This window comes from Paenibacillus sp. FSL R5-0475 (genome assembly GCF_038004585.1).
Classification (GTDB): Bacteria; Bacillota; Bacilli; order Paenibacillales; family Paenibacillaceae; genus Paenibacillus_AQ.
In genome coordinates, this window is the sequence record NZ_JBBORK010000001.1 from 4,303,151 (window position 1) to 4,327,776 (window position 24,626).

Here is a 24,626-nt window from a genome sequence, read left to right on the forward strand (position 1 = left end):
CATCATGAATAAGCAAAATAGATCTACGGGAGTACCAGTGAATGCAGAGGGTGCCCCTCTCAATGGAGAAACCAAGAGCAATCTTATATTAGATAAAAAACTAAGCCGCCGCGATATGCTGCGGCTTACTGGCGCCACTAGCCTTGGTCTATTATTAGGTGGTGGAGGTGTTGGTGGAGTTATGGCTGCGCGCAATGCCGTAGCTGAGCCAACAGTAGCCTCCGATGCTGATTCCATTCCTTTTTACGGGAGTCATCAGGCCGGCATTCTAACCCCTGCGCAAAATTTTATTTACTTCGCAGCCTTTGATCTGACCACAACGAAGCTATCCGATGTAAAAAAACTAATGCAAGCATGGACAACTGCCGCAGCTTCTCTTACAACTGGCAGCCTCATTGGCGACGTCAATGACAACCCTAATCTCCCACCCTCCGATACAGGTGAAGTAGATGGTTTAAACCCTTCACGCTGTACGCTTACCTTTGGTGTCGGCCCTTCTTTTTTTGACAACAGATTCGGTTTATCTTCCAAGCGTCCAACCCTATTAGCCGACCTTCCAGCATTTACGGGAGACAACCTGGATCCTAAGTGGTGTGGTGGAGATATTTGTGTCCAAGCATGTGCTGATGATCTGCAGGTGGCCTTCCATGCCATCCGAAATCTGGCACGTATTGCCCGTGGCACAGCCGTACTCCGCTGGACACAGGAAGGCTTCCAGCGCACAGGAACAGCAGATCCTAAGGGAGCGACGCCACGTAATCTTCTTGGTTTCAAAGACGGCACAGGAAATCCAGATACTACGAACGAAGCAGAAATGAACGAAGTGGTCTGGAACAGCAGCAGTGACGGTCCTTCATGGATGAGCGGCGGCACTTATATGGCAGTTCGCCGTGTACGTTTCCGAATTGAGGTCTGGGACCGTTCCTCTCTGAGCGATCAAGAAGCCACCTTTGGCCGTTATCGTCATAGCGGAGCACCTATCGGTGCAAAGGATGAATTCGATGATCTGAATCTGAAAGCGGCTGATGCTTCCGGGAAGCCCGTCATTCCGCCGGATTCACATTCAGCCTTAGCGCATGGTGACGGCACAGTCAAAATGCTGCGCCGCTCTTACTCCATTTCCAGCGGATTAGATATCGCAACAGGTCAACTCGATGCAGGATTATTATTCATCAGCTTTCAACGGGATTTAATGAAGCAATTTGTTGCGATCCAGCAGCGCCTCTCGAAAAGTGATCGGCTAAACGAATATATGACGCATACAGGCAGTGCGGTATTTGCCTGCTTCCCAGGTATTCGCCAAGGCGGCTACATCGGGGAAGCACTTTTAGGCTAAGCCAGGCCTAATTTTCCAATCGAATGTTCCTGTCCATTATTGAAAGGGGATTATCCCGATGTACTCTCTTAATAAACGGCTGCTATCGAAGGCAGCCGTAATGATTCTGTTTAGCATCATATGTATACTGATGCTATCTAACCCGGCGGGGGCGGAGGGTGATGGCTCGGTCGACGAGCTGCTGCCGCCAGTCGGCAGCGCGCTCGTCGAAGCCGGCCAGAGCCGCTGGGACGCGGCCGCCGCCGATGTAGAAGCGTTCGCTGCGCTGTGGCGCACCGCGAACGAGAACACGCCGGACCCGGCACTTGCCGGTCCGGCTGCCGCCGTTGACGCCGCGCTTGCAGACGCGGCGGCGGCCCTTGCGGCGGGCGATGGTGCGCCCGCCAAAGCTGCACTGTCCACGCTCGCAAGAAGCGTGGATGCGTATGTCACCGCCGCCTCCGGCACGGACGGCGGTGACACTGGAGCCGCCGGCCAGGAGACGGCGGCGAAGCTGTTGCCCGCGGCGGAGCGCACGCGGGATGCGGTGCGCAGCGCCGACTGGAGCGCGGCAGCGGCAGCGTACCGCGACATCGGCAGCGGATGGAAGCCGGCAGAGCGCAACATCCGGGCCGACAATTCCGCCGTCTACAGCTTGCTGGAGACGAAGATCAGCCTGCTGCGCATTGCGCTGCAGGCAGAACCGCTCCGCGAGGAGTCGGCGAAATCAGAAGCAGAAGCCTTATATCAGCTGCTTGCTGATTACAGTGAAGGCAAAGCAATAGATGCTGGGGATACTTCTGGTAAACCAGCATCTATTGAAGGACTGATCAGCCATCTCAACAAAGCTTCTTCCACTGCCAAAGCAGGCAACAGCGCAGAAGCAGCTAATATCATGGAGCAATTCATCGTAGATTGGCCCTCTGCTGAAGGACAAGTACAGATCGCATCTCCAGCGGTCTATACCAATATTGAGAACGAAAGTGCAGCAGTCACTGGCTATCTGCTCTCTAATCCACCTAAGCTAGATCAAGCCTTAAAGATCATGGATAATATGGTCACTGAGCTGACTCCTTTGGCTGGTGAGACAACCTATAATGCTTGGGATGCTGCGCTAATTCTTCTGCGTGAAGGACTGGAGGCGATCCTCGTATTGTCTGCCCTTCTGGCCTACCTGAAACGTGATGGCAACACAAAAGCACAGAAGTGGATTTGGTCTGGCGCAGCTGTAGGACTTGTAGCGAGTATCGCATTAGCCGTTCTACTCACCTATACCATTTCCCGCGCCGCATCTGGTGGAGCACGCGAGATGATTGAAGGCATCACAGGTCTTGTAGCCGTCATTATGATGCTTACCATTGGACGCTGGCTGCATAGTAAATCAAATACCGCAAATTGGAACAACTATGTTGGACGGCAAGTGGATGGAGCATTAGCCAAGGGCAATCTCTGGTCTTTGTCCTCCGTAGCAGCGCTTGCGATTTTACGTGAAGGAGCAGAAACCACCATTTTTTATGTAGGGATGGCCCCTTCCATTAAAGTGTCTCAATTGCTGCTAGGGATCGGTAGTGCTCTAGTCATTCTAGCAATTGTAGGTTACGCAATTATTGCCTTAAGTGCGAAATTGCCGATTGCTGCCTTCTTCCGTACAGCTACACTTCTTATTTACTATTTAGTATTCCGCTTTCTTGGAGAGAGCATTCACTCCCTTCAAGTCGCAGGGAAACTACCCGCACATGTACAGGATGGATTACCTTCTATTAGCTGGCTCGGGATGTATCCAACTTGGGAAACTTTAGTGCCTCAGTTGCTTGTCATTGCGTTCATTGTGTGGGAGATGCTGCGCAATAGAGCACCAAAAGCGTCACAAACTGTATAGCTACAAAGAAAAAAAACGGTTGTCATCTTTTAACGATGACAACCGTTTTTTGTAGATTTTAAATGAAGCCGATCCTCGGACCTTTACATTAGAAATGAAACTAGATGTACCGGTCCGTCACGCCCGTTAGGTTACGCCGGTTTAGTCCGGTAATCTCTTGCAACTACAGTCTAATTTATGAAATGGATTCCATAGCAAGCTTTTTATTTGCAAAGTAATTTACGGACGATATGATAGAATAAAAAGACTAGACACTACACACAAGCACCAAAGGGAGGCTGTTGTTCTCGAATGGCTAATATAAAAGAAATCGCCCGTATGGCTGGTGTTTCCGTGACAACGGTCTCGCGAGTACTCAATAATCATCCTTATGTAAGTGAAACCAAACGAACCGCTGTTTTAAATACGATTGAAAAGTTAAACTACACGCGTAATATGAATGCCGTGCATCTAATTACCGGCCGTACCCACGCCATTGCCGTTATTATCCCTAATATCAACCTTTTTTATTTTTCTGTAATTATTGAAGGCTTAGCCCAAGAAGCGTTGCTAGCGCAATACCGCTTGATTCTGTGCCAGACCGATTACCGCCATGAAGAAGAACTCAAGGTACTGGAGATGCTGCGCAACAAAGAAATTGATGGCGTGGTAATTGTATCTACGAGAATGAGCTCAGAAGTCATGGATGAATATACAGCATATGGCCCGATAGTCATCTGCCAAGATAGAGGTGAACGCCGCTTCTCTTCTGTGTATATCGAACATTATTCCGCTTTTCGCTCCGGCCTGCAGTACTTGCATGATAAGGGGTATGAACAGATAGGTTACTGTGAAGGCAGACAACATGGCAGCAGTAGTTCTATCCGGCAAATTGCCTTTAGTGACTTTCTAGCCGCTACAGGCCAGCCTTTTCAGGAAGAATGGATGATGTATAACTGTATGAATGAAGAGGACGGTGGACGTGTACTGCACCAACTGCTGAAAATGAAGAACCGGCCTAATGCCCTAATTATTTCAGGCGATCATGTGGCAGCCGGTCTAATCATCGAAGCGTGGAAGAACGGTATCCGTATTCCTGAGGATCTGGCCGTCATCGGATTTGACGACCAGCCGATCGGACGACTTTTAGGTCTAACCACTATAGATAACCAGTTACCCGAAATGGGCGTTACAGCTTTTCGGATCATCTATGGTCAGATCCAAAATAATGATAGTCATCCTGTACACCGTAAGCTTGAGTATCGTATTATTGAACGTTCTACGGTATAGCACGTTTCAGGTATTGTTCAAAAACGGTCCACCTCGCTGTCTTCTGTGAGTGGGCCGTTTTTATTTAAATAGAAGAGAGACTAATAATTCTCGCATATTATCCTTATTGTATTCATTTTTACCCCTTGCATCCGGATAGATTTTGTTTTATTCTGAGTATGAAAATAATTTTCTTATTTCAAGAAGTAATTTTAAAAATAATTTTAAAAAGCTACATTAGAAGTCGAGGTGGATTGATGTCCCCAATTTTATATGCACTTGAGCATGAAAAGTCCAAGCTGTCTCAAATGGAGCGCAAGCTGGCGGAACGGATCCTGTCATCACCAGGTGAAATCGTTCATATGGGCATCACAGAACTCGCGGAGCAATGCGGTATTAGTCCTGCTACTATCACACGTTTTTGTAAGGTTCTACATTTTAAAGGCTTCCCAGATTTCAAAGTAAAGCTGGCGGCTGAAATTGCTCATAGCGATGCAGCGCCTCAAGATGGCGGTTCTTCTTATCAAGATATCGTTGCAGGTAACCCGCTTTCCGTAATTGTGGAAGCGATGCAAACGAACCATCTGACATCCATTCGGGATACTACTTCACTCCTAGATCTGGAACGATTACAAGCAGCCGTTAATTTATTGTGCCAAGCACGGCGAGTGGATCTTTACGGGATGGCGACTTCCTCCATTGTCGCACAAGATTTCTATCAGAAGCTGATCCGCATTGGCGTGAATTGCACCGCTTTCGCTGATTCCCATATGCAGATTACATCTGCCTCTTCGCTATCTGAAGGCGATGTCGTATTCGCAGTATCGTATTCCGGAGAAACCCCAGAGACCATTGATGCTTTAACTTGTGCCAAAGCCAGCGGAGCAAGCACCATCGCTCTAACCTCTTACGGCAGCAGCACCTTGGCAACTCTGGCTGATATTCCACTCTTCTCCTCTTCTCTGGAAAAAGGAATGCGCCGAGGAGATATGGCTTCACGTATTGCCCAGCTACACATCATTGATATTTTGTTTACTGGAATGGTCAGCACCCGTTTTGGGGATTTTATTCCTAGACTGGAGCAATCTTATTTGAATGTCCAACATTACCGAAACAAACGAGGAGGTCAATCTTAATGAATATTCTTAAGTTCAATAGTGATGAAGATTTTGTACAAACGGGTGCGAATCTTATCGCCAGCCTGCTTCAAAGCAATCCAAAAGCGGTGCTCGGTCTAGCGACCGGAAGTTCCCCAGTTGGTGTTTATGCCAAATTGGTTGAAATGCACCAAAAAGGACTTGTAAGCTTCTCGAAAGCCACTTCCTTCAATTTGGATGAGTATATCGGATTGCCTGTTGATCACCCGCAGAGCTATCGCAGTTTCATGAACGAGCAATTATTCAATCATATTGATATTGATCCAGGACAGACACATATCCCTAACGGCAATGCAGCAGATATGGAAGCGGAGTGCCTCGCATACGACAAAATGCTGGAAGAGAACGGACCGGTTGACTTGCAGATCCTCGGGATTGGAAGCAACGGTCATATCGGTTTCAATGAACCAGATACCAATCTGAGCAGCAAAACCCATGTCGTTGATTTGCTTGAAGACACACGGGAAGCAAATGCCAGATTCTTCGACTCTTTGGACGATGTACCTCGGCAAGCAATAACCATGGGCATCGGAGGCATTCTCAAAGCTCGCCAGATTCTATTGTTAGTACGCGGTGCTGGCAAAGCTGAAGCCATCCGGAATGCCGTTGAAGGTCCGATTACTACCCAATGCCCTGCATCTTTACTGCAGAGCCATCCGAATGTAATCGTCCTTGTAGATGAAGGAGCAGGAAAATGGCTGAAATAAATAAAGAACCAGGAAAATTACTGTTTGGTAAGGTTCTGACTCCCCAAGGATTAATTGAGCATGGCGTGATTGCCGTATCAGGTGAGCAAATTCATTATGCCGGCGAGGCAGCATGGCTTCCAGAGGCTTACGCGCACTGGCCAGCTGATGGTCAAGCTTCGGAAGACCTGCTCATCCCTGGATTTGTAGATGTGCATGTTCATGGTGGAGCTGGCCACGACTTTATGTATAGTGATGCTGAATCTTTAAATACCATCACTAAATTTCACAGCTCCCAAGGCACAACTACCATGCTGGCTACGACTATGACTGCCTCTAAGCCAGCCATTGACCAAGTATTTGCTGAAATAAACGCATATCGCGCCACTGAGATGCCATACACACAAATCGCGGGCATGCATTTGGAAGGACCGTTCATCAGCCCAAAATGGTCCGGTGCACAAAACCCTGAGCATATTGTTCTTGCCAATATTGAGTGGCTGGAACAATGGGAGAATGATTATCCGGGCATGATCCGGCAAGTCACCTTGGCTCCGGAACGCGAAGGTGCACTAGAAGCTATCCTCTGGCTCCGTAAGCATGGTATTACCGCTGCTCTCGGTCACACCGATGCTTCCTTTGAAGAGGTTATTGCCGCGGCAGATGCCGGGTTAAATCAAGCCGTGCATATGTTTAATGCAATGACACCGCTACATCACCGCAAGCCTGGAACTGCTGGTGCTGTACTATTCGATAAACGCATACGTGCGGAGATCATCGCCGATGGCATACATGTTCATCCTGCAGCGATTTCTCTAGTGGCTAATCTAAAAAAAGATAACAATTTGTTATTAATTACAGATGCCATGTCTGCTACTGGTCTTAGTGATGGTGAATATACAATCGGTGATTTACCTGTGCTGGTTCAAGATGGCATCGCCACACTTAAAGATAATCCTGCCGCATTGGCGGGTAGTACACTTACAATGATTCGTGGCTTCCGTTATCTCATACAAGAAGTAGGGCTCAGCTTAGAAGAAGCCTCCCGTGCTGCAAGCCTTACTCCGGCGATATCGATTGGAATGGAGCGTTCCATCGGTACCTTGGAAGCCGGAAAACGTGGTGATATCCTGCGTCTTGACGCTGAATTGAATTTGCGAGGCGTATGGATTGGCGGCCGCCAAATTACCATTTAATAAGGTGGTAATATAATAAAAAAGCAACAATTCTCGCCACAAAGGTGAGGACTGTTGCTTTTTTTGGTTTATAAAATCGAACTATTGATTAATAATTACGCGTCGGGAAAATTCGTTCAACCATCGTTCGGAATTCATCCACAAAACCCTTGATCGGATGACCCGCACGGGCCTCTTCTGCATAAACGTTAACACGCTCTACAAAGTCTGGGTTTGCTGATACATATACATCCTTAATTGTTGCATCATGTTTTTTAACTTCAGCAGCGATTTTCGCTTTAATTTCTTTAGTTACTGTATCTGTTTCTTTCATATTCATAGTGTTATTTGTATTGTTCATGTGAGTCGAATGAGTACTGTTCATGTGTGTCGAATTACTTCTGTAATTCGTTCCATGCGTACTATTGGTGTAGTTTGGAGTGGTACTGCGAATGCCCATTCCAGTCCCCAAACCATCTGTCATTCCTGTCCCGGTTCCGGTTGTATTTCTGGTTCCCATGCCCATTCCGTTACCAATACCCATTCCCATATTGACATCATGTTTCGAACCGTTGCTATTCAGCAGAGGTCCATTATTATAAGTATGGGTTCTTGTCCCAGTCGTTCCTGTACCTGTACCTGTTCCCAGACTTCCCATTCCGGTTGTTCCATTTCTGTGAGTACCCATGCCAAGTGTTGCAGGTCCAGTGCTTGTTGTACCAGGGACTGTATTCACAGTGCCTCTCAGAGCTCCGTTCGTTCCATTCGTTACGGCCCCTGTATCATTCATTCCATCGCGTCCTATTTTCACTCTTCCTGTACCCGACATTACTCCAGTCGGTCCATAATTGTGAGGAACTGTAGACGATTTGGCTCGATAAGATGTAGTACCTTTGGCCCGAAGACCAGTAGTTGTATCATGTAACGTTACGGCGACATACGCATTTTTACCTGCAAGCATTACGTTCGCAGTGCGAACTTCAGGCATAGCAGCAATACGATCAGCAAGCTCCTGACTGACCTCCATTTTTGTAATATTATGCGTACCCATTGTTCCTCCGCGCACGGAGTTTACACCGATACGTCCGTCATTTACCCCCCGGACACTATTAGTTTGCACATTAGTCTTTTCTGCCGTGTTCGTCCCACACCCTGTAATACTCACCAAGCCTAGAAGTAATGCGGCTGAGACTGACATGCTGATCTTGGATCGCATCATGAATTCATCCTCCATCTCTATTGTTGTATGTGTGCAGCGTAACAGTCGTTAGCATGACCTTCCGAAGAACAAGCTATCCTGAAAGGATTTGGAACTATGTCTGTTTACCGTCACCTGCGAATGCACATCGGCGTATCTTATAAACAGTAAGCCGTATTTCAACTAGTCGGTATTGCTCCGCAAAAGTCAGGAGGCACGTGCATGAAAGTTTTATTCACGTTTTATATACCGAGTGGCGGGGTGGAGACTTTAAATAAACTGCGGTGCGAGAGTCTCCAGCGTAATGGGATCGAATGTCATGTTTTATATCTAATGCCTGGTTCAGGAAGCCAGAATAAGGCTAACTTTCCGGTCTTCATTTCCTCTATAGATGAGGAGATCAAAGAAGTACTTGAGACGCATAACTATGATGCCATTATTGTTACATCCGATTATTTATTGCTTAAGCGTCTGCGTGAGCTCGGTTATGGCGGTATTTTGATATACGAATCTCAAGGTCTTGGAAAACGGAGTCATGCGGAAGATCTAATCAAAGACGCTATTCCTTATTTCCGCTCCTACTGTAACGCTGTCCTAATCCCACCAACGGATCATTTACTGGAGCTGTTTATTGAAATCTGTCCATGGCTGCATCGGTATGTCATTTCCAATATTGTTGATGTTCAGTCCTTTCAGCACATCCCTGCTGAGCCTCCGGCTAATCCGGTCATTGCTTGGGTCGGACGTCTGGAAAGCAACAAAAATTGGCGGGAATATTTGAGAATCGCCCATCAAATTCGCCTTCACAAACCAAACATTCATTTATGGATGTTTCATGATCCTGAATTAGCCACAGAGGATCAAAAGCAGCTCTTCCAAGAAGAATTGCAGACCTTAGGTCTGAACGACCGTCTGAGCACCTTTACCAATATTCCAAATCATGTGATGCCGATTTATTATTCCTCCATAGCCAATTCTGGAGGGTTTCTGTTATCCACCTCGGTTACAGAGGGATTTGGATATGCTGTTGCCGAAGCCATTTGCTGCACTTGTCCCGTGCTTAGCACGGATTCCGACGGCGTTAGATCTTTTATTGTGCATAATATTTCCGGTAAATTTTATCCTCTTGGCAACATACAAATGGCCGTCAATGAAGGGCTAGAGCTAATGAACAATATGCCAATGCGAAATGCACTCCGCCAGCAAGGAAGAAATTATATGGTTTCACGTTACGGTACGGAAAAATATGCGCAGTCTTTTCGTGAGATGATGAACTCCTTTGCCATCTTCTAACTGCAAAAGAACCTTCAAACCACTTTTTTTGTGGATTTGAAGGTTCTTTGATAATTTTGGGACATACTAAGATGGATCTCTTGATACAATCTCAAATAACATATTTTGAAATATTCTTGTACTTTTTTCCCAAGTGAAATCCTGTGAAACCTCTTCCCCCTTACGAGCCAATCGTTGGCGTAAAGACGGGTCTCTGATTAAGGTTATAATGTCATCTGCAAGCCGATTCTGAAATCGGTAGGACATTAAACAGTTATGACCATGTGTACAATATTCCTTATTCCCACCGGCGTAAACCGTAACCAGCGCTGCACCACAACGCATAGCCTCGATCCCTGGTAACGAACCCGTATCATACGTACTCGAACTTACAAAAATGTCGCTCTCACTATAGTGGAAACAAAGTTCTGTATCATTCGCTGGAGTTCTTATTTGGTAACGTTCGTCGTTCACTAGGGCTTGTAGCGTTGCAGATTCCGCTTGTTCTCCGGGAGGAGAAATTAAATATATTTCAACCTCTGGATGGTGGGCTTTAACCTTGTTTAATTGCTGAAGTAAATAATCCTGCTCACGGTGAGCTGAGAATCCGCCCTCTGGTTTGCGCATAATCGCGGAAATTACCAGCCTTTTATTACGATCACGGATTTTCGTATTTTTAAAAACAGGACCTACCCCGATCGGTACGATTCTCCCTTTAATCCCATGGTTCATCTGGACAACTCCCTGTTGCCAGTGTGATAGAACCAGTAGGTTGGATGCAATATTATACGATGAAAAAGAACGGCTATTGTCAGGTAAAAAGGTAGGCTCATAACAAAGCGCCAATCGAACATGAATGCCTTTCCCCTCTTCACTTGCCCGCTGTGAGACCTCGACTGTGGTATAGAAGTTGGAGATAATCACATCTCCTGCAGGAAAATCGCTTGCTGCCAGTTCTCCTTCTTTTGCATAGATCAGTTTACATTTCATCTCGTATTCTACGACACCATCACTGGGTAAGAGGATCGTCACTTCATGACCCATTTCTGTCAGACGATTAGCCAGCTCCGTGAGCATACGCTGCGCCCCGCCCCTAGTTAGAGTTAGAACAGGAAATATTAATTTCATTTCCCTCTCTCCTTTTGCAACAAGCGTGATAGAACCCGGCGATGTCTTGCTTGTACCTGCTCAATCTCCTTTTTCTGCTCCTCTTTGTGAATCACTGAGCCCATTTCGTTATGAACTCGGTAATCAAGCAGCGGTTCCTCTATATAAGACCATGTATAATACGGCAAAATACGCAGCCATAGATCATAATCTTGTGTATACAACAATTTCTCATTAAATTTCCCTACTGTGCGGAAGATATCCATATGGAGAAGAACCGTACTTCCATTCACCGGACAGCCTAACATCATGGTCTCAATAAACTGTGCCCTGCTGTCAAAAATCATACTTATCGTCTCTGAAATCCGCCCACCCTGCTCGTTTACATAATAATAGGCTGTATAATTAAACAAAGTATCTGTGCTCTTGAGCATTTGCATCTGGTGATTGATTTTATTTGGATGAAATAAATCGTCAGCACTTAGCCAGGAAAAATAAGTTCCGGTAGCAACTCCTATCCCTCTGTTTAGTGCGGAGGCGGTTCCTCCATTGCTTTTTCGTATATAAATAATCTTATCCTTGAAGGGCTCAAGCTTCTCCATCCAAAGAGTAGATCCATCATCGATTACAATGATCTCTATGTTCGAATAACTTTGTTCCAAGACGCTTTGGATGGCGAGATCCACATATGGACAGTTATAAAAAGGAATGATCACCGACACTTTAGGTTCTTCACTCATGCGCTCACCTCCTTCACCTGAAGCTCGCTCTTTATACTGTTTTGCAAGCCAATAAGGCATCTACCGGAGCATGGCCTTCACCATACGCCTCACGAAACGATGGATTTTGAGCATGATGAAAGCCTTTAAGTACAGTTACAGCATATCCCAGCTCCATAAAGTCCACCGGCTCCCATCCGCTCCGATGCTTTTGATAATGTTCTCCTTGCAAGTGATAATGGTCCGTTCCCTCCTGCGGAAAAAAACCCCGAGGTGTAAACACGACTACACGATTATAGGCGATTCTCTCGGCCATCCCGAGTAATCTCTGTCCTTCCTTCCTTTCAAAGTGTTCTATGGAATCGATAAAAGTGACTGCCGAGAACGTCTTAGGAAGAAATAATTTATCCATATGACTAGCATCACCATGCACTGGAATAATGTGAGGTGATTTATATTCACGATGCAGTAGGTAAGGTCTGTGAATTTCTAGTCCTAGGACGACTGCGGCTTCATACCGTTCAAGCAGAGTACCGGTGCCACTGCCGATATCCAGTATACTTTCACAGAATTTCAACTGCTCCAATAAGATTGGTAGAAAGTCATTCACTTCAATTTCCCGGTACATAACCTTCTTACCCCCCCATCGAAGTGATCAAGTGTTGGAGCGGACCCTTGTAGCGAGCGTTGGTTGCAGCTGCCTCTGCCATAATGACATCGTAATACTTAAGCGTCCCCATCCCTTCATGATTACGGTAAGCGGTGAGTGACTGATTCAGCATCACAGGTGCATACCCGTTCAGAATCGCGCGGTACCATAAATCATAGTCATGTGTATAGGGAAGTGATTCATCAAATAGCCCAATCGCTCCAAATACCTCTCGTTTGAACATCACCGTGCAGCCATTAATAGGGTTCCCCTGTAAAAAACAACGTAAATAATCGAGGTGACTAGGAAACAATAGCGATGCGTTCATCTGAACTAGTTGAGATTGAGCGTTAATAAAATTGAAGTTGGTATAAGAGATGAACAGGTTGTTCTGCTCCATGAACAGCACCTGATTATTGATTTTGTCTCGGTAGAATAAATCATCTGAGCTGAGCCAGGCCACATAGTCTCCGCTTGCATGCAAAATGCCGTGATTCAGTGCGGTGGCAGTCCCTCCGTTACTTTTTCCCAAATAATGAATTCGTGGAAAATACGGTCTGATCAAATCTGTATGAACAGTCGAGCCATCATCGACGACGATGATCTCGTATGGCTCCCAAGACTGTGAAAGCACACTTTGCAAAGCATGCTCTATATAAGGGCAGTTATAAAAAGGAATCACTACCGATACTTTCGGTCTCATAACATCCGTCCTTCCCAGTTCACGCGGCAATAGTCCAAAATATCTGTTAAGGACTGACCAAACTCAATTCCCGGCTTCCAGCCCAGTGAAGATACATTGTCTTCAGGTGTTGCAAAGGCATCTGAAGTTATTAGTTTATCCCCCGCCACTCCGTTAACCGGAATAGAGAGAGCAGCTTGTGCTGGTCCCCAGTCCATCGAAATTGAAGCACTGGAGCGGCTTATCAGTTGCTCCGCAATATCCCCAAGTTGCCGTTGTGTCCCTGAGTCGATTTGATAAATGGTTCCATTAGTACCTTCGCGCAATATAAAGTCATAAGCTCTTACAGCATCGCGTACATCCAAAAAATCACGTAATGCATAGCGAGATGATAGTTTAAAGGGAGGGATTTCTTCGCCTACATGTACTTCACTACGAACAATATGCTGTGCCAATAAAGAGCAGAAACCAGTAGAAGGACCGGGACCGATTAGGTTGCAGGGCTCAGCCAGCAGAACGGGCTGTTTAAACAGCGTCCCCCAAGCCAGAGACACCAGTTCTTCTATTGTTTTGCTTAGGCTATATGGGTGTAGGGGTCCTGCCACCACACCCGGTTTGAATTTAAGTCGCGAGCCTACTACAAGAATTCGACTGGTAGGTAGACTTCGCATGGCTTCTAGCAAATATAACGTTGCCATCACATTCGTCTCCATAAAGAGCAAAGGGTTACGCCAAGACTCGGGCACCGAGTTGTTTCCTGCCAAATGAAGGACAGCCTCCGGTGCAGTTTCCTTGATCATCTCAGCTACAGCCTTCCGATTGCTTAAATCACAGTAATAAACCTTCACTCCTTCTGGAAACAAAGCGGAAGGAAGGGCACCCGCTGTGGATGGCGGACGCACCACAGCGGTAACCTCAGCGCCTCCTGCCAAGAACAAATGAACAGCATGTCGACCGGTGAATCCGGCAGCCCCGGTAATCAGTAGTTTTTGACCTTTCATGGGGACATCTCTGACTGTTTCATCCAGTCAGCCAGTTCTTGCAGCATCAATGGGTACGAAGGCAACGGCAAATCAACATCCGTTCTTGTATTCACTAATGTTCGATCTTGAACATGTTCATCCTCAGGGATGATTTCCACATCCTCTTTATGAAAAGCAGCCTGAATATGCTGAAGCAGCTCATACTTACTTACCGGCTTCGGATGTGCTAAATGGATCAGCCCCGATACCGTGGAATCCAGCAGCGTATCCATTGCCTTAGCTAATTGGAGTGTAGTGACTCCGTTCCACATCACCCGGCGGTATCCTGACACTTGACCACGCTGTGCCAGAAACCAATCCATCAAACCAATGCCGTCTGGGCGGATTTCCGGACCAATAATCGAAGTCCGGATCGTAAGATGCCCAGGTTGCCGCACCTCGCCAAGACTTTTCGAAATCGCATAGGCAGAGGTTCCATCAGGAACATCCTCTTCTGTGTACCCCCCGCGTGTTCCTTCAAACACGCAGTCGGTACTGATATGAATAAGTCTTGCATGAACAGCTTCCGCCATCCGCCACAAGTGGTGAGGAAGAAAGCCATTCACGTGGTAAGCCCCTATTTTGTCACGTTCTGCGAATTGATTGAGTACCCCCATCGCGTTAATGATGCAATGAGGGGAGACGATATCGACCAGCTTCTCTACTCCGGCTATATCGTTCGCATCTACATACAGCCCGCCAAGATCGCTCTTATCCCGGGTTGTATGGAAGACGTGATGCTTGCCCTGGCGGCGGAAATAATCCGCCAGCATATGCCCCGCCATACCGTTTCCACCAAGGATAAGCAGCTTCATTGCAGGAAACCTCCTCGAATCAAGATGCTTTTGATCTCTTCCTGATCCATTAGATTCGTCTCGGAGCTGAAACTATTAAAAGAGACATGAGGATAAGCGCTATAATGTGCCTTTAACTCTGGCATGTTCAGCGTAGGGAGAATCACTAGATACTGTTCATCGTAGACAACGGTTGTTAAGCTTTCGAAATCGCTCATTAGAATCTCGTGTATTTTCTCCCCCGGACGAATTCCGGTCTCGATAATACTTACATTCGGCTCTCCAGAGGCCTCGATTAACACCTCAGCCAGGTCGATAATCCGGCAAGTAGGCATCGTCATGACAAAGATTTCTCCACCTAAGCTAACCTCAGAAGCTTTAAATAACAACGTAATCGCATCGCGTAGTGTGAAAAAGAAGCGGGTCATTTTCATATCGGTAATACGTACCTGTCCCTTGTCCTTGATCTGCTTCATGAACAAATGTACGACGCTGCCGTTCGTTCCGAGCACATTACCTCCACGTACGGTTACAAAACGGGTGTTTGAGCCAATTAGATTGGCATAGACGAACAATTTTTCCCCAATCGCTTTGGTCATTCCATAGAAGTTCGACGGGTTTGCAGCCTTATCCGTTGAGATGTAAATGGCCTTCTCGACGCCATTCACAATGGCTGCTTCGATTACATTCTGAGTGCCAACAACATTGGTTTTGAGCGCTTCATACGGCTGATCCTCACAGACCGGAACATGTTTGAGCGCCGCCAAATGGAAGATATAATCAACGCCACGGCACGCGGCGACCAGCGCATCCTTGTCACGGATATCGCCAATGATAAAGCTGAGTCGTTGATCCTCGAACTCCCGGCTCATCGCCACCTGAGCGGACTCACTGCGGGAGAATACGATGATTTCCTTAGGATTTTGCGGCAGAAGTTGCCTAATCAGCTCATGCCCCCAGGAACCGGTGCCGCCTGTGACCACAATCCGTTTATTATTGAACATGCAGGTTCCCTCCAAGCAAAAATTTAACTACCTTTACCGAAACATCCGGAGTCAAGTAACCTTCCGGAGCCTCCCAATCGGGGCGGAGCGCCGCCATCAGCTTGACGCTACGTAGAATACTTTTCTGGTCAACACCTGACACCACGTTACTTCCGCAATCTACCGTTTCGGGACGCTCTGTTGTTCTGCGAATCGTAACGGTTGGTACTTTCATCAAGCAGCATTCCTCCTGTACGGTCCCACTGTCGGTGATGGCACACAAGGCGTGCTGTTCCAAATAAACAAAATCAAAAAATCCGAAGGGCTCATGAAATTCAACGAGAGGGTTCATTGGAAGAGAAAATTGCTCAGTTAGTTTGGAGCGAGTGCGAGGATGAATGCTGCATATTAAACGAATTCCAAAATGCTCAGCCACTGCGTTAAGACCTGACATAATTTGTACAAGGGACTCTGGATCATCTACATTCTCTGCACGATGTGCTGTTACAAGGAAATACTGCCCTGAGGTAAGATTCAGCTGCTCCAGAATGCTGCTAGCCTGGATTTTCGATTCAAAATGAGTCATGACCTCATGAATCGGATTTCCTGTTAACACAATACGTCTGCTTGGGAAGCCTTCGCTGATTAGGTGTCTTTTGCTCTGCTGTGTATATGGCATATTAATGGTCGAAACGGCATCTATGACACGGCGGTTTTTCTCTTCGGGCACTTTTAGGTCATAGCAGCGGTTGCCTGCCTCCATATGCACCACCGGAATACCCATTCGTTCGGCCAAAATCGCGCATAAGGCGCTATTCGTATCCCCCAGAAGCAAGACACGGTCTGGCTGTTCTTTCTGTAAAATGCTCTCTAGTCCTCCGAACATGGCGGCAAGCTGGCCGCCGAGTCCCGCTTGCTTATCCTGCAGCACATAATCCGGCGCCCGCAGTCCCAGCTCTGCAAAGAAAATGCCGCTGAGACTGGCGGTGAAGTTCTGGCCGGTATGCACCAGGATGTGCCGCTCAGCATGTTCGTCGAGAAGCGGAATGATAACACTGAGGCGGATGATTTCAGGCCTCGTGCCTAAAATCGTCATGATCTTCATGAGTTCACTCCCCTGCCTGTTTGATGATAGTCTGACTTGGCTCAGTCGGGTGGACTGAGACTGCTAGAAGCGCGGGTTGGGCTTTTAGCAGGATTGGTAGAATAGCAGATTGAGACAATCTGGGGCATTTATACCGCTCTTTTGGCGGTTCCGGCTGGAATCGCGACAATCTGCGGGATTTATACCGTTCATTTGACGGTTCCGGCTCGAATCGCGGCAATTTGCGGGATTTATACCGCTCATTTGGCGGTTCCGGCTGGAATCGCGACAATCTGCGGGATTTATACCGTTCATTTGGCGGTTCCGGCTCGAATCGCGACAATTTGCGGGATTTATACCGATCTTTTCGCTCTTTTAGCCGAATTCGCGGCAATCTGGGGCATTTATACCCTTCTTTTCGCTCGTTTAGCCGGATTCGCGACAATCTGGGGCATTTATACCCCTCTTTTTGCACGTTTAGCCGAATTCGCGACAATCTGGGGCATTTATACCCCTCTTTTTGCACGTTTAGCCGAATTCGCGATAATCTGGGGCATTTATACCCCTCTTTTCGCTCTTTTAGCCGAATTCGCGATAATCTGGAGCATAAATGCCCCTCTTTCCGCTCAGCTTGCCACCTTCGCGGCAAGCGAGGCACTTACGCAGCGCGCCGCCGCCCACCCCGGCGGGCTCGGCGGCGCTTGCCCCCGACGGTGCTCCGCCGCCGGGCAGAACCCTTACGCCGCTTGCGAGCAGCGCGGCGTAAAACCAACGGGCGCCCGCTTCGCCGGCGCGCCCGGGCTTTGCCGCGTCGCTTGCGGGCGACGCGGCTCGGCAGGCCCTTGCTTCGCGGCAAAGCCGGCGACGCAGCGGGCAATTCAGGCAGGACAGCGGGTGGTTCCACCACGCTGTCAGCCTCGCGCACCGGTGGTGCGCTGCAATAGCGGAGGCTCCACATCTCCGCAAGACCCTGCAGGCGGCTCCGATAAGCCGCCGGACCATAAACGGCGTCGACTCGCTCCCGCGCTTGGGCGCCTATGGTTATCGCCAGTCCCGGCTGCGCCAGCATAACGTTGACTCTTTCGGCCAGCGCGGAAATGTCCGACGCGGGCACGAGATTTTCGCCGCAGCCTGCTGAGTGCAGGATTTCCCGCAAGCCCCCGGAGTCGTAAGCGACCACAGGCTTTCCAAAAGCCATTCCTTCCAAAGCGGTCATTCCAAAGCCTTCGCGGATCAGGCTGGGAACAACCAGCACATCCATAGCGCAATAAGCAGATGGAAGGCATTCAGCATAACCAACAAATTTAAATCGGGTATACAGACCCTCGAGCTTTACCTTGCGGACACACCGATCATAGTAGCTTTTGTCACCAGCTGAACCTATGACAACAAATTTGGCACTAGGATGGACCGCGTACACAAGCACAGCCATTTTCACAAAATGTTCCAATCCTTTTTCCTTATTAATAAAGGAAGAAATATAACCGACCAGCTGCTCCTGCGGTTTAATCTTTAGCTCTCGCCGTCGTTCGCCCCGAAGCTTGCTCCAAGCCTCAATCATCATCTCTTTGTCATTCCAAGAAGGGGGAAGCTGAATCACTTTCTCCGCTCTTACTTCCTCTGGAAAGCAAGCTGCTGCCGTTTGTGAAATAGCCAGAATCTCATCACTATTCCGATGAATCAGCCCTACACTAATGGGTGTATATTCATTGTCTGTTATCGTCTCTGATATTTTCCATACCACCGGAATGCCCAGTGACTTGGCAGCCATTGCTGGCAAAGCATGGACACAGGTACTTGTAATAATAAACGCCGGGCGCAGAGAGGTCAGCCAGTCTGTTAACTCGTGGTACTCCCTGCTTTCCTGGAATTTACGAGCATCTGCCTCGAGCCCTGCATAAGGAGTGTACATTCCATATAAAAGAGGAATCGAGAGCAACTGTACACTTATTCCGAAGCTTCGAGCCTGAGCAGTCAGCTTGCCGTCCTGTGGTGCAACGAGAATACAATTAAAGTACGGAGAAAGCTCCTGAGCGAAAAACAACAACAGCTTCTCCGCTCCGGTAATACTGCGTGTATTAGATACATGTGAAAAGAGGACGATTGTAGCTTTATCAGCCATGGCGTTTCGGCGCTCCCTAACGAGGGCCTGGAGCAGCCATTCACCTCCCTAAAAGTTTTACGAAGCGTTGCTCAAGTTTCTTACTTCGCAGTAAAACTCGCTTCGGAAGCATTCGCTTAGTTTTACGAAGCGTTGCTCAAGTTTCTTACTTCGCAGTAAAACTCGCTTCGGAAGCATTCGCTTAGTTTTACGAAGCGTTGCTCAAGTTTCTTACTTCGCAGTAAAACTCGCTTCGAAAGCATCCGCTTAGTTTTACGAAGCGTTGCTCAAGTTTCTTACTTCGCAATAAAACTCGCTTCGGAAGCATTCGCTTAGCCCGAGCCTCGCCCTCTCAGCCCATAACCCACCTTTGCCTCCGTTCAGCTATCCAAGCCGCTCCATCAGCTTCTTTTCATCAGGTTGCAGGCGTATGCTGAGGTCCGGTTCTACAGTATATCGAGGAAGAACAGATGCCGGCACGACACCTGTCCCCTGCTAAGCGCACATTTCCATATCCAGTTCAGACCCAAGCCTAGCCGTAGATTACTTGTAGCATCTGGTAAATACGTTTTGCGTAAGTGTGATCCTTGAGCGTCCGTTCAAAAGCACGCAGCGCGATTGCCCGGCGTTCCTCCTCATGGGTTAAGTAATAACGGATCTTATCCATCATTTCCTGAGGACTCGCAAAGGTCACAATTTCTTCATCCGGTTTGTAGAAAGATCCCATATCATCTCTAGCATCTACTAATTGCAACGTGCCCGTTGCTGCAATTTCAAAGGTACGCGGATTAGGAGAAACGGCAGGAATCGAAAGCGTATTGTTATTAACCACTTCATCAATGTGCGAGCGGTGGAGGTTAATGACGATTTTGGAGCCGCTGTAAGCTACTGACGTCTCTTGTGGGGACATCCATTTGCCAATTTCAATACGGTCACCGTAGAGCGGGGCCTCAGGCAGACGATCCCACCAGATTCCGTTAATCACTGTGTTATAGTTCATTAAATCAGGAAGAATCTCACGGAAGAAGTTCACCCGGTTCCAATAGGCGGAGCCAATAAAGCTAACTTCCCGATTCACTGACGAACGTGTTGTAGTAGGACGGTAATGCTCCAGGTGAGCAGCAAAAGGAAGATAATGGACCTCAGGGCAACCAAGTCCCCGATAGAAATCAATACAATTACGTTCAAGTGTGAATACAAAATCGTAGTGAGCCACAATCTTGACCGTAAAGTCAGTGTAATAAGGATCATCAGTAAGCCAAATAGCTGTCCGAATGCCACTAGTGCGTAGAGCATCGATCTGCTCAAGAGGTAAATCCATACCGTCTAGCACCAATACCAGATCCGGTCTTTGCGCTGCAGCCAGCTCTACTAGATTTTGACGCACATCCGTAATTGTGACTTGAGCTGTTAATTTTTGTAGTGCGCAAAGAACCGCATCATCTAAAGGAGAGTAAGGGTAGCCTTTGCCAGAAGCGACATACATGACATGAATATTCCGCACAGGAAATACTTCTTCAGATCGACCATTCAGGATCGCAAGGCGCCCCCGTAAATAGCCCTCATCATACCCCCCCTTAAAACCACTCAGACGACCACGCAGCTTTTCTTCCTCCGGAGGTGTAAGAGGTAATGGGGGGGTAGGCATAATAAATTCATTATTGTTCATAATCCTCGCTCCTTTATCCCGTTATAGATTTCATACACGTGAAGCAATTACATTCAGCAAATGAGGCAAACGCGCAGTGAATGTATGGTTTCGCATGGTAGTCCGTAATCCCCGTAAAGCATAGATTCGCCGCTCTTTTTCATGCTTCAAATAGTACTCAATCTTCTGCTGCAGTTCCTTAGCCGAGCCAAAAGTATCCAGATCATAACCAGGCCGATAATAATTTCCCAAATCCTCACGAACATCCGTAAGCTGCATAGTACCGCAGGCGCTGATCTCATAGGTGCGCGGATTAATGGAGCGTGAAGGAAGGCGGTAGCTATTCCGGTTATCCTGACCCTCTTCCCACGGGCGGTGAATATTAATGACTATTTTTGCGCCACTGTAGTAGTTGGCTGTCTCCTCAGGCGGGATAAAGCCATTGCTGATAAAAGGTGTAAGTTGATCATAGGTTGCGAGGCGTTCCCAGAACCCCCCAGCGATAAGCACTTTTTTTCCCTTAAGATAAGGTGCCAGTTCGTCAAACAGCTCTGTCCGATTACGAAATGCATTACCAATAAATACAATGTCATACTGATATTGCGGGCCGGTACGCCGTGGGTAGAACATCTTTGGATTGACACATAGTGGCAAATAATGAACCGATGACACCCCAAGGGATTGATAAAACTCTACACAACCCAGCTCATGTGTAAATACGTGATCATAATGCTTGCAAATGACTGAAGTGTCCTCTGTAAAATAAGGATCATCCACAAACCAAATGGCGGTTGGGATGCCTAGCTTTCTTATCTCCGAAATCTGTTCTAAATGATTTTCCGGGAATACATGAAGCCCATTCATCACTAGCACTGCCCCAGGCATTTCCCGTGCCGCGGTTTCCAGCATCGTTTCAGGAGTACTTATTACAAGCTCACTTACAAGCTGCTGCAGCGCCTCCGTTACGCCAGTGTCGATCGCCTGAAATCCTTGAGGAACATACATTAACTTAAATGGTCGGCAAGCTTCGACCCCTGGAGTATTCAGACGCTGCACAGCCTCACACATGCCAAGACGATATCCTTCGTGATAACCGTCGCGATATTCTCGCGGATGCTTGTGTTTTTTTCTCTTTCTCGCTTTCACGGCCTTCACCCTGCCCCGTCGTATTCTCAAGACAGTATAACTATATGCGGAGTCAGCACTCGCCTCATGGACATCTGTCTTTACTAGAACTAAATTGGCAGATGTCCCCTGTCTTTTGCCCGGCTTGCCCGAACCTTAGATGATTTCATCCACTCACAGGATGCTGGTATACTATAAGAGGTTGTTCAAAAAGTCCGCTTTTGATCACGAAGTAGCCCAAGAAGCTTACTCGACATCGAATATTGAATTCAGGCGAAACTTCCGGTGCTCACGTAGCTTCCACTACGCTCCGCTCCTCTGTTTCTACCTTCTTTCAATCTTCTCGGTGCTGAAAACCGTACTTTTAGAACACGCACTATAAAGGTCTAGCTTGAGACTTACATCTCGTCATATCTGAGCGGAAATGATTATTTATGGCATTCACAAGGGGGGCACTATGAATAACACCACGTTGTACTTGCGCCATGCAGAACTGCTTCGTGATCAGGTTCCATCATTCCAAGCCTATCCATTTCATCTGCCAGCCGTAAGAACACTGGATCGGCTTATTTTTCAAAAGCCAGTAACCTTTCTTGTCGGGGAGAATGGCACAGGGAAATCTACATTGCTAGAGGGAATTGCTGCTGCGTGGGGCTTTAACCCTGAAGGTGGAACACTTAACTTCTCTTTTAACACTCGTTCCTCACATTCGAGTCTCTATGAGTATTTTAGAATTGCTAGAGGGGTTAGACGTCCAAAGGACGGCTTTTTTCTACGCGCGGAGAGCTATTATAATGTGGCTTCTTACATTGATGAATTAGATGAACAACCGGGTTTCAGCCCACCGATCAAGAACTCCTACGGTGGTAAATCCCTGCACGAGCAGTCTCACGGAGAGTCTTTTTTCGCAGCGTTCGTTCATCGTTTTGGAGGGCGTGGTCTTTATATTCTCGATGAACCTGAAGCCGCTCTATCTCCTCTACGGCAAATGTCTCTGCTGGTGCGTATGCATGAGCTAGTGCAACAGGATTCACAGTTTATTATCGCGACCCATTCTCCCATTCTAATGTCCTATCCGGGAGCTGAGATTTTTCTTCTAGAAGGTGAGGGCATAAGGTCTGTCGCCTTGGAGGAAACAGAGCACTACACCGTGACCAAAGCATTTATGAATGACCGCCAGGGTATGCTGCGTGAGCTATTAGAGGATGAACAAGCATAAACACCTTCGACGTCCCTATAAGGACGGTAAGCGTTTAAGCGAGAAGTATAAGGATAATTTACAACATGGAACATATAAATTCTTATATTTTAATAAAAACAGCAAGTCTCCATAATCGGAAACTTGCTGTTTGATTTGTTCCATAAATTAACGTCTTACAATTCCCACTACCTTGTGTACAACCCATCCGAACATGACTACAACCATCATATCGAAGCACACATTAAACAAGAATAAATGCTTACCAATGTCAGCCCTTCCGTCCCCAAGAATCGGAACCAGGAAGGAGAAAATCCCTATCAGTCCTAATAACATCAGCAGTTCACCAGCAACTCTTCCCCGAACATCCCGACTACGGAAATATTGGAACACCGCCACGGCAAAATACACCAGATAGAATATAGTGAGAAATCCGAGCGTATGCGGAATATGCTTGTTCTTGAATTCGCTCCACCCGCTGTAAGTGTACGATAATGCACCTGCTGGCTTATTTTCACTCTTCTCATAGTTCCCTAGATAATAAGGACGAATCGCCATACTGTTACTAGCAGCATATTCCATATTATCTATTAACCGTCCTGGATGTTTTAAGTAGAAGAACAATACATCCTTATGGGATACCCGGTCGTAGAAATCCGGTACCAGCGAAGGATCATCCTGTTTGATCACTGTATCGGTCTGAAAATAATTCGTGCCCGCAAGTACCTCCAACCGCTCCGGCAATCCGAGATCCTGCAAATCTCCCTTCACATCTGGTGATTCGTTTAATATCCCAAAAAACACAGTCTGATACAGGTTAATATGCTTCAGCTCTTTTGGCGCCGTCACGTACATAACGATGGATACCAGAAATATCGCAATCGAAAAGCGTAAGGCCAGCTTTCTCCATTTTCGCTCACCATCAAGCGTCATAAACCGCAGGAAGATCAATGCAAAGGCAATCCCAATCGGCGCATTCTGAATTTTGGAGGTGACCAGAAACAGTATCGCAATAAAAAATAAGGTTAACCCCTTAGTCGTAGGCTTTTCTTGGCTAGTGAGTCTTAACCCCAGTGCAAAGGTCAACAGCATAAACACCATCGATACCGGTTCTCCAAACAAGGAGTTAAAGTATGCCAAATACCCAATATCATAGAATACAAACAAAAGAGCTGCACCTAGCAGCAGCCCCGTAACATAAGAGCCGCGAGCATTGTACTTCACCAGCAGCCAGGTCGCCACCAGTAAAAGAAGACCGTAAACTGCACCGAGCAATCTAACATCAAAAAAGCTGCCATGGATGAGCCCGCCGATCAACCTCGGTACAAGCACAATCAAAATCTGTGAAGAAGGATAGAAGCCCCTAAACAAATTCTCATACGCAAAACGAGAATGGCTAAAATTAAAAAACTGGTCGGTATACGATGCTGCAGTATCATAGTAGTTCAGACCGATGGTATTCATCATACGCAGGAAATCTCCATTATCAGCAACCCCAATAAAAGGTCCTACGAATAGCAGATAAATAATGAGACCGCAGCCGGCAAGGCTTACGAGATACTCCGGTTTCCAGAACTTTTTCAT

The 24,626-nt window shown here is 47.2% G+C and carries 21 protein-coding genes; 8 read left to right on the top strand and 13 right to left on the bottom strand.

The annotated features are described in order from the left end of the window. The first annotated feature begins 4 nt into the window (after window positions 1-4). The 6 genes from efeB to nagA all read left to right on the top strand — a co-directional run bounded on the left by efeB (window position 5) and on the right by nagA (window position 7,481). Entirely contained in the window at window positions 5-1,336 is a 1,332-nt protein-coding gene (gene efeB / locus MKX41_RS19305; protein ID WP_340972694.1) for an iron uptake transporter deferrochelatase/peroxidase subunit, read from the top strand. A 58-nt stretch (window positions 1,337-1,394) separates the two neighbouring features. Continuing rightward, entirely contained in the window at window positions 1,395-3,194 is a 1,800-nt protein-coding gene (locus MKX41_RS19310; RefSeq protein WP_340972695.1) for an FTR1 family iron permease, read from the top strand. Between the two features lie 291 nt (window positions 3,195-3,485). Continuing rightward, window positions 3,486-4,463 (top strand): LacI family DNA-binding transcriptional regulator, encoded by a 978-nt coding sequence (locus MKX41_RS19315; protein WP_340972696.1) that lies wholly within the window; start codon window positions 3,486-3,488, stop codon window positions 4,461-4,463. A 236-nt stretch (window positions 4,464-4,699) separates the two neighbouring features. Next, window positions 4,700-5,578, top strand: a complete 879-nt coding sequence (locus MKX41_RS19320; RefSeq protein WP_042191459.1) for a MurR/RpiR family transcriptional regulator — start codon at window positions 4,700-4,702, stop codon at window positions 5,576-5,578. Next, complete coding sequence (gene nagB / locus MKX41_RS19325) at window positions 5,578-6,306, top strand: glucosamine-6-phosphate deaminase (RefSeq protein ID WP_042191461.1); 729 nt, start codon at window positions 5,578-5,580, stop codon at window positions 6,304-6,306. Before MKX41_RS19320 ends, nagB begins: the two co-directional genes overlap by 1 nt. Further along, a complete protein-coding gene (gene nagA / locus MKX41_RS19330) occupies window positions 6,294-7,481 on the top strand; it encodes an N-acetylglucosamine-6-phosphate deacetylase (RefSeq protein ID WP_340972699.1) in 1,188 nt (395 codons plus the stop codon). Before nagB ends, nagA begins: the two co-directional genes overlap by 13 nt. An 88-nt stretch (window positions 7,482-7,569) precedes the next feature. Here nagA and MKX41_RS19335 read toward each other — a convergent pair whose 3' ends face one another. Next, on the bottom strand, window positions 7,570-8,679 hold the full coding sequence (locus MKX41_RS19335) for a YhcN/YlaJ family sporulation lipoprotein (protein ID WP_339798427.1): 1,110 nt from the start codon (window positions 8,677-8,679) through the stop codon (window positions 7,570-7,572). 201 nt (window positions 8,680-8,880) lie between these two features. Between MKX41_RS19335 and MKX41_RS19340 the strand changes: the two genes are divergently transcribed. Next, a complete protein-coding gene (locus tag MKX41_RS19340; protein WP_340972700.1) occupies window positions 8,881-9,951 on the top strand; it encodes a glycosyltransferase family 4 protein in 1,071 nt (356 codons plus the stop codon). 66 nt (window positions 9,952-10,017) lie between these two features. Here the strand turns inward: MKX41_RS19340 and MKX41_RS19345 are convergent, their stop codons facing one another. The 11 genes from MKX41_RS19345 to MKX41_RS19395 all read right to left on the bottom strand — a co-directional run bounded on the left by MKX41_RS19345 (window position 10,018) and on the right by MKX41_RS19395 (window position 21,787). Further along, on the bottom strand, window positions 10,018-11,058 hold the full coding sequence (locus tag MKX41_RS19345; protein ID WP_339798431.1) for a glycosyltransferase family 4 protein: 1,041 nt from the start codon (window positions 11,056-11,058) through the stop codon (window positions 10,018-10,020). Continuing rightward, window positions 11,055-11,777, bottom strand: a complete 723-nt coding sequence (locus MKX41_RS19350; RefSeq protein WP_339266954.1) for a glycosyltransferase — start codon at window positions 11,775-11,777, stop codon at window positions 11,055-11,057. Before MKX41_RS19350 ends, MKX41_RS19345 begins: the two co-directional genes overlap by 4 nt. Window positions 11,778-11,808: 31 nt before the next feature. Then, the gene (locus tag MKX41_RS19355) at window positions 11,809-12,384 is read right to left on the bottom strand and encodes a class I SAM-dependent methyltransferase (protein ID WP_340972701.1); all 576 of its coding nucleotides are present in this window, start codon (window positions 12,382-12,384) and stop codon (window positions 11,809-11,811) included. Window positions 12,385-12,391: 7 nt separating this feature from the next. Beyond that, a complete protein-coding gene (locus tag MKX41_RS19360; RefSeq protein WP_340972703.1) occupies window positions 12,392-13,108 on the bottom strand; it encodes a glycosyltransferase in 717 nt (238 codons plus the stop codon). After that, window positions 13,105-14,088: an NAD-dependent epimerase/dehydratase family protein gene (locus MKX41_RS19365; protein ID WP_340972704.1), complete on the bottom strand. Its 984-nt coding sequence runs from the start codon at window positions 14,086-14,088 to the stop codon at window positions 13,105-13,107. The genes MKX41_RS19360 and MKX41_RS19365 overlap by 4 nt, the downstream gene beginning before the upstream one ends. Then, the gene (locus MKX41_RS19370) at window positions 14,085-14,924 is read right to left on the bottom strand and encodes a dTDP-4-dehydrorhamnose reductase family protein (RefSeq protein ID WP_339266961.1); all 840 of its coding nucleotides are present in this window, start codon (window positions 14,922-14,924) and stop codon (window positions 14,085-14,087) included. The genes MKX41_RS19365 and MKX41_RS19370 overlap by 4 nt, the downstream gene beginning before the upstream one ends. Beyond that, window positions 14,921-15,907 (bottom strand): polysaccharide biosynthesis protein, encoded by a 987-nt coding sequence (locus MKX41_RS19375; protein WP_076285977.1) that lies wholly within the window; start codon window positions 15,905-15,907, stop codon window positions 14,921-14,923. Before MKX41_RS19375 ends, MKX41_RS19370 begins: the two co-directional genes overlap by 4 nt. Next, on the bottom strand, window positions 15,897-16,991 hold the full coding sequence (gene wecB, locus MKX41_RS19380) for a non-hydrolyzing UDP-N-acetylglucosamine 2-epimerase (protein WP_340972705.1): 1,095 nt from the start codon (window positions 16,989-16,991) through the stop codon (window positions 15,897-15,899). The genes MKX41_RS19375 and wecB overlap by 11 nt, the downstream gene beginning before the upstream one ends. Before the next feature lie 637 nt (window positions 16,992-17,628). Continuing rightward, complete coding sequence (locus MKX41_RS19385; RefSeq protein WP_340972707.1) at window positions 17,629-19,092, bottom strand: glycosyltransferase family 4 protein; 1,464 nt, start codon at window positions 19,090-19,092, stop codon at window positions 17,629-17,631. A 511-nt stretch (window positions 19,093-19,603) separates the two neighbouring features. Further along, window positions 19,604-20,719 (bottom strand): CgeB family protein, encoded by a 1,116-nt coding sequence (locus tag MKX41_RS19390; RefSeq protein ID WP_340974987.1) that lies wholly within the window; start codon window positions 20,717-20,719, stop codon window positions 19,604-19,606. A gap of 51 nt (window positions 20,720-20,770) precedes the next feature. Beyond that, complete coding sequence (locus tag MKX41_RS19395) at window positions 20,771-21,787, bottom strand: CgeB family protein (protein ID WP_081383023.1); 1,017 nt, start codon at window positions 21,785-21,787, stop codon at window positions 20,771-20,773. A gap of 514 nt (window positions 21,788-22,301) precedes the next feature. Between MKX41_RS19395 and MKX41_RS19400 the strand changes: the two genes are divergently transcribed. Further along, window positions 22,302-23,063, top strand: a complete 762-nt coding sequence (locus MKX41_RS19400) for an AAA family ATPase (protein WP_076300408.1) — start codon at window positions 22,302-22,304, stop codon at window positions 23,061-23,063. Window positions 23,064-23,210: 147 nt separating this feature from the next. Here the strand turns inward: MKX41_RS19400 and wsfD are convergent, their stop codons facing one another. Continuing rightward, entirely contained in the window at window positions 23,211-24,626 is a 1,416-nt protein-coding gene (gene wsfD / locus MKX41_RS19405) for a glycan biosynthesis hexose transferase WsfD (RefSeq protein WP_340972708.1), read from the bottom strand.

Bases quoted from the DNA above. Each gene is read 5' to 3' on its own strand.
- efeB (WP_340972694.1), top strand. From the start codon at position 5: ATGAATAAGCAAAATAGATCTACGGGAGTACCAGTGAATGCAGAGGGT.
- MKX41_RS19310 (WP_340972695.1), top strand. From the start codon at position 1,395: ATGTACTCTCTTAATAAACGGCTGCTATCGAAGGCAGCCGTAATGATT.
- MKX41_RS19315 (WP_340972696.1), top strand. From the start codon at position 3,486: ATGGCTAATATAAAAGAAATCGCCCGTATGGCTGGTGTTTCCGTGACA.
- MKX41_RS19320 (WP_042191459.1), top strand. From the start codon at position 4,700: ATGTCCCCAATTTTATATGCACTTGAGCATGAAAAGTCCAAGCTGTCT.
- nagB (WP_042191461.1), top strand. From the start codon at position 5,578: ATGAATATTCTTAAGTTCAATAGTGATGAAGATTTTGTACAAACGGGT.
- nagA (WP_340972699.1), top strand. From the start codon at position 6,294: ATGGCTGAAATAAATAAAGAACCAGGAAAATTACTGTTTGGTAAGGTT.
- MKX41_RS19335 (WP_339798427.1), bottom strand. From the start codon at position 8,679: ATGATGCGATCCAAGATCAGCATGTCAGTCTCAGCCGCATTACTTCTA.
- MKX41_RS19340 (WP_340972700.1), top strand. From the start codon at position 8,881: ATGAAAGTTTTATTCACGTTTTATATACCGAGTGGCGGGGTGGAGACT.
- MKX41_RS19345 (WP_339798431.1), bottom strand. From the start codon at position 11,058: ATGAAATTAATATTTCCTGTTCTAACTCTAACTAGGGGCGGGGCGCAG.
- MKX41_RS19350 (WP_339266954.1), bottom strand. From the start codon at position 11,777: ATGAGTGAAGAACCTAAAGTGTCGGTGATCATTCCTTTTTATAACTGT.
- MKX41_RS19355 (WP_340972701.1), bottom strand. From the start codon at position 12,384: ATGTACCGGGAAATTGAAGTGAATGACTTTCTACCAATCTTATTGGAG.
- MKX41_RS19360 (WP_340972703.1), bottom strand. From the start codon at position 13,108: ATGAGACCGAAAGTATCGGTAGTGATTCCTTTTTATAACTGCCCTTAT.
- MKX41_RS19365 (WP_340972704.1), bottom strand. From the start codon at position 14,088: ATGAAAGGTCAAAAACTACTGATTACCGGGGCTGCCGGATTCACCGGT.
- MKX41_RS19370 (WP_339266961.1), bottom strand. From the start codon at position 14,924: ATGAAGCTGCTTATCCTTGGTGGAAACGGTATGGCGGGGCATATGCTG.
- MKX41_RS19375 (WP_076285977.1), bottom strand. From the start codon at position 15,907: ATGTTCAATAATAAACGGATTGTGGTCACAGGCGGCACCGGTTCCTGG.
- wecB (WP_340972705.1), bottom strand. From the start codon at position 16,991: ATGAAGATCATGACGATTTTAGGCACGAGGCCTGAAATCATCCGCCTC.
- MKX41_RS19385 (WP_340972707.1), bottom strand. From the start codon at position 19,092: ATGGCTGATAAAGCTACAATCGTCCTCTTTTCACATGTATCTAATACA.
- MKX41_RS19390 (WP_340974987.1), bottom strand. From the start codon at position 20,719: ATGCCTACCCCCCCATTACCTCTTACACCTCCGGAGGAAGAAAAGCTG.
- MKX41_RS19395 (WP_081383023.1), bottom strand. From the start codon at position 21,787: ATGTGTGAGGCTGTGCAGCGTCTGAATACTCCAGGGGTCGAAGCTTGC.
- MKX41_RS19400 (WP_076300408.1), top strand. From the start codon at position 22,302: ATGAATAACACCACGTTGTACTTGCGCCATGCAGAACTGCTTCGTGAT.
- wsfD (WP_340972708.1), bottom strand. From the start codon at position 24,626: ATGAAAAAGTTCTGGAAACCGGAGTATCTCGTAAGCCTTGCCGGCTGC.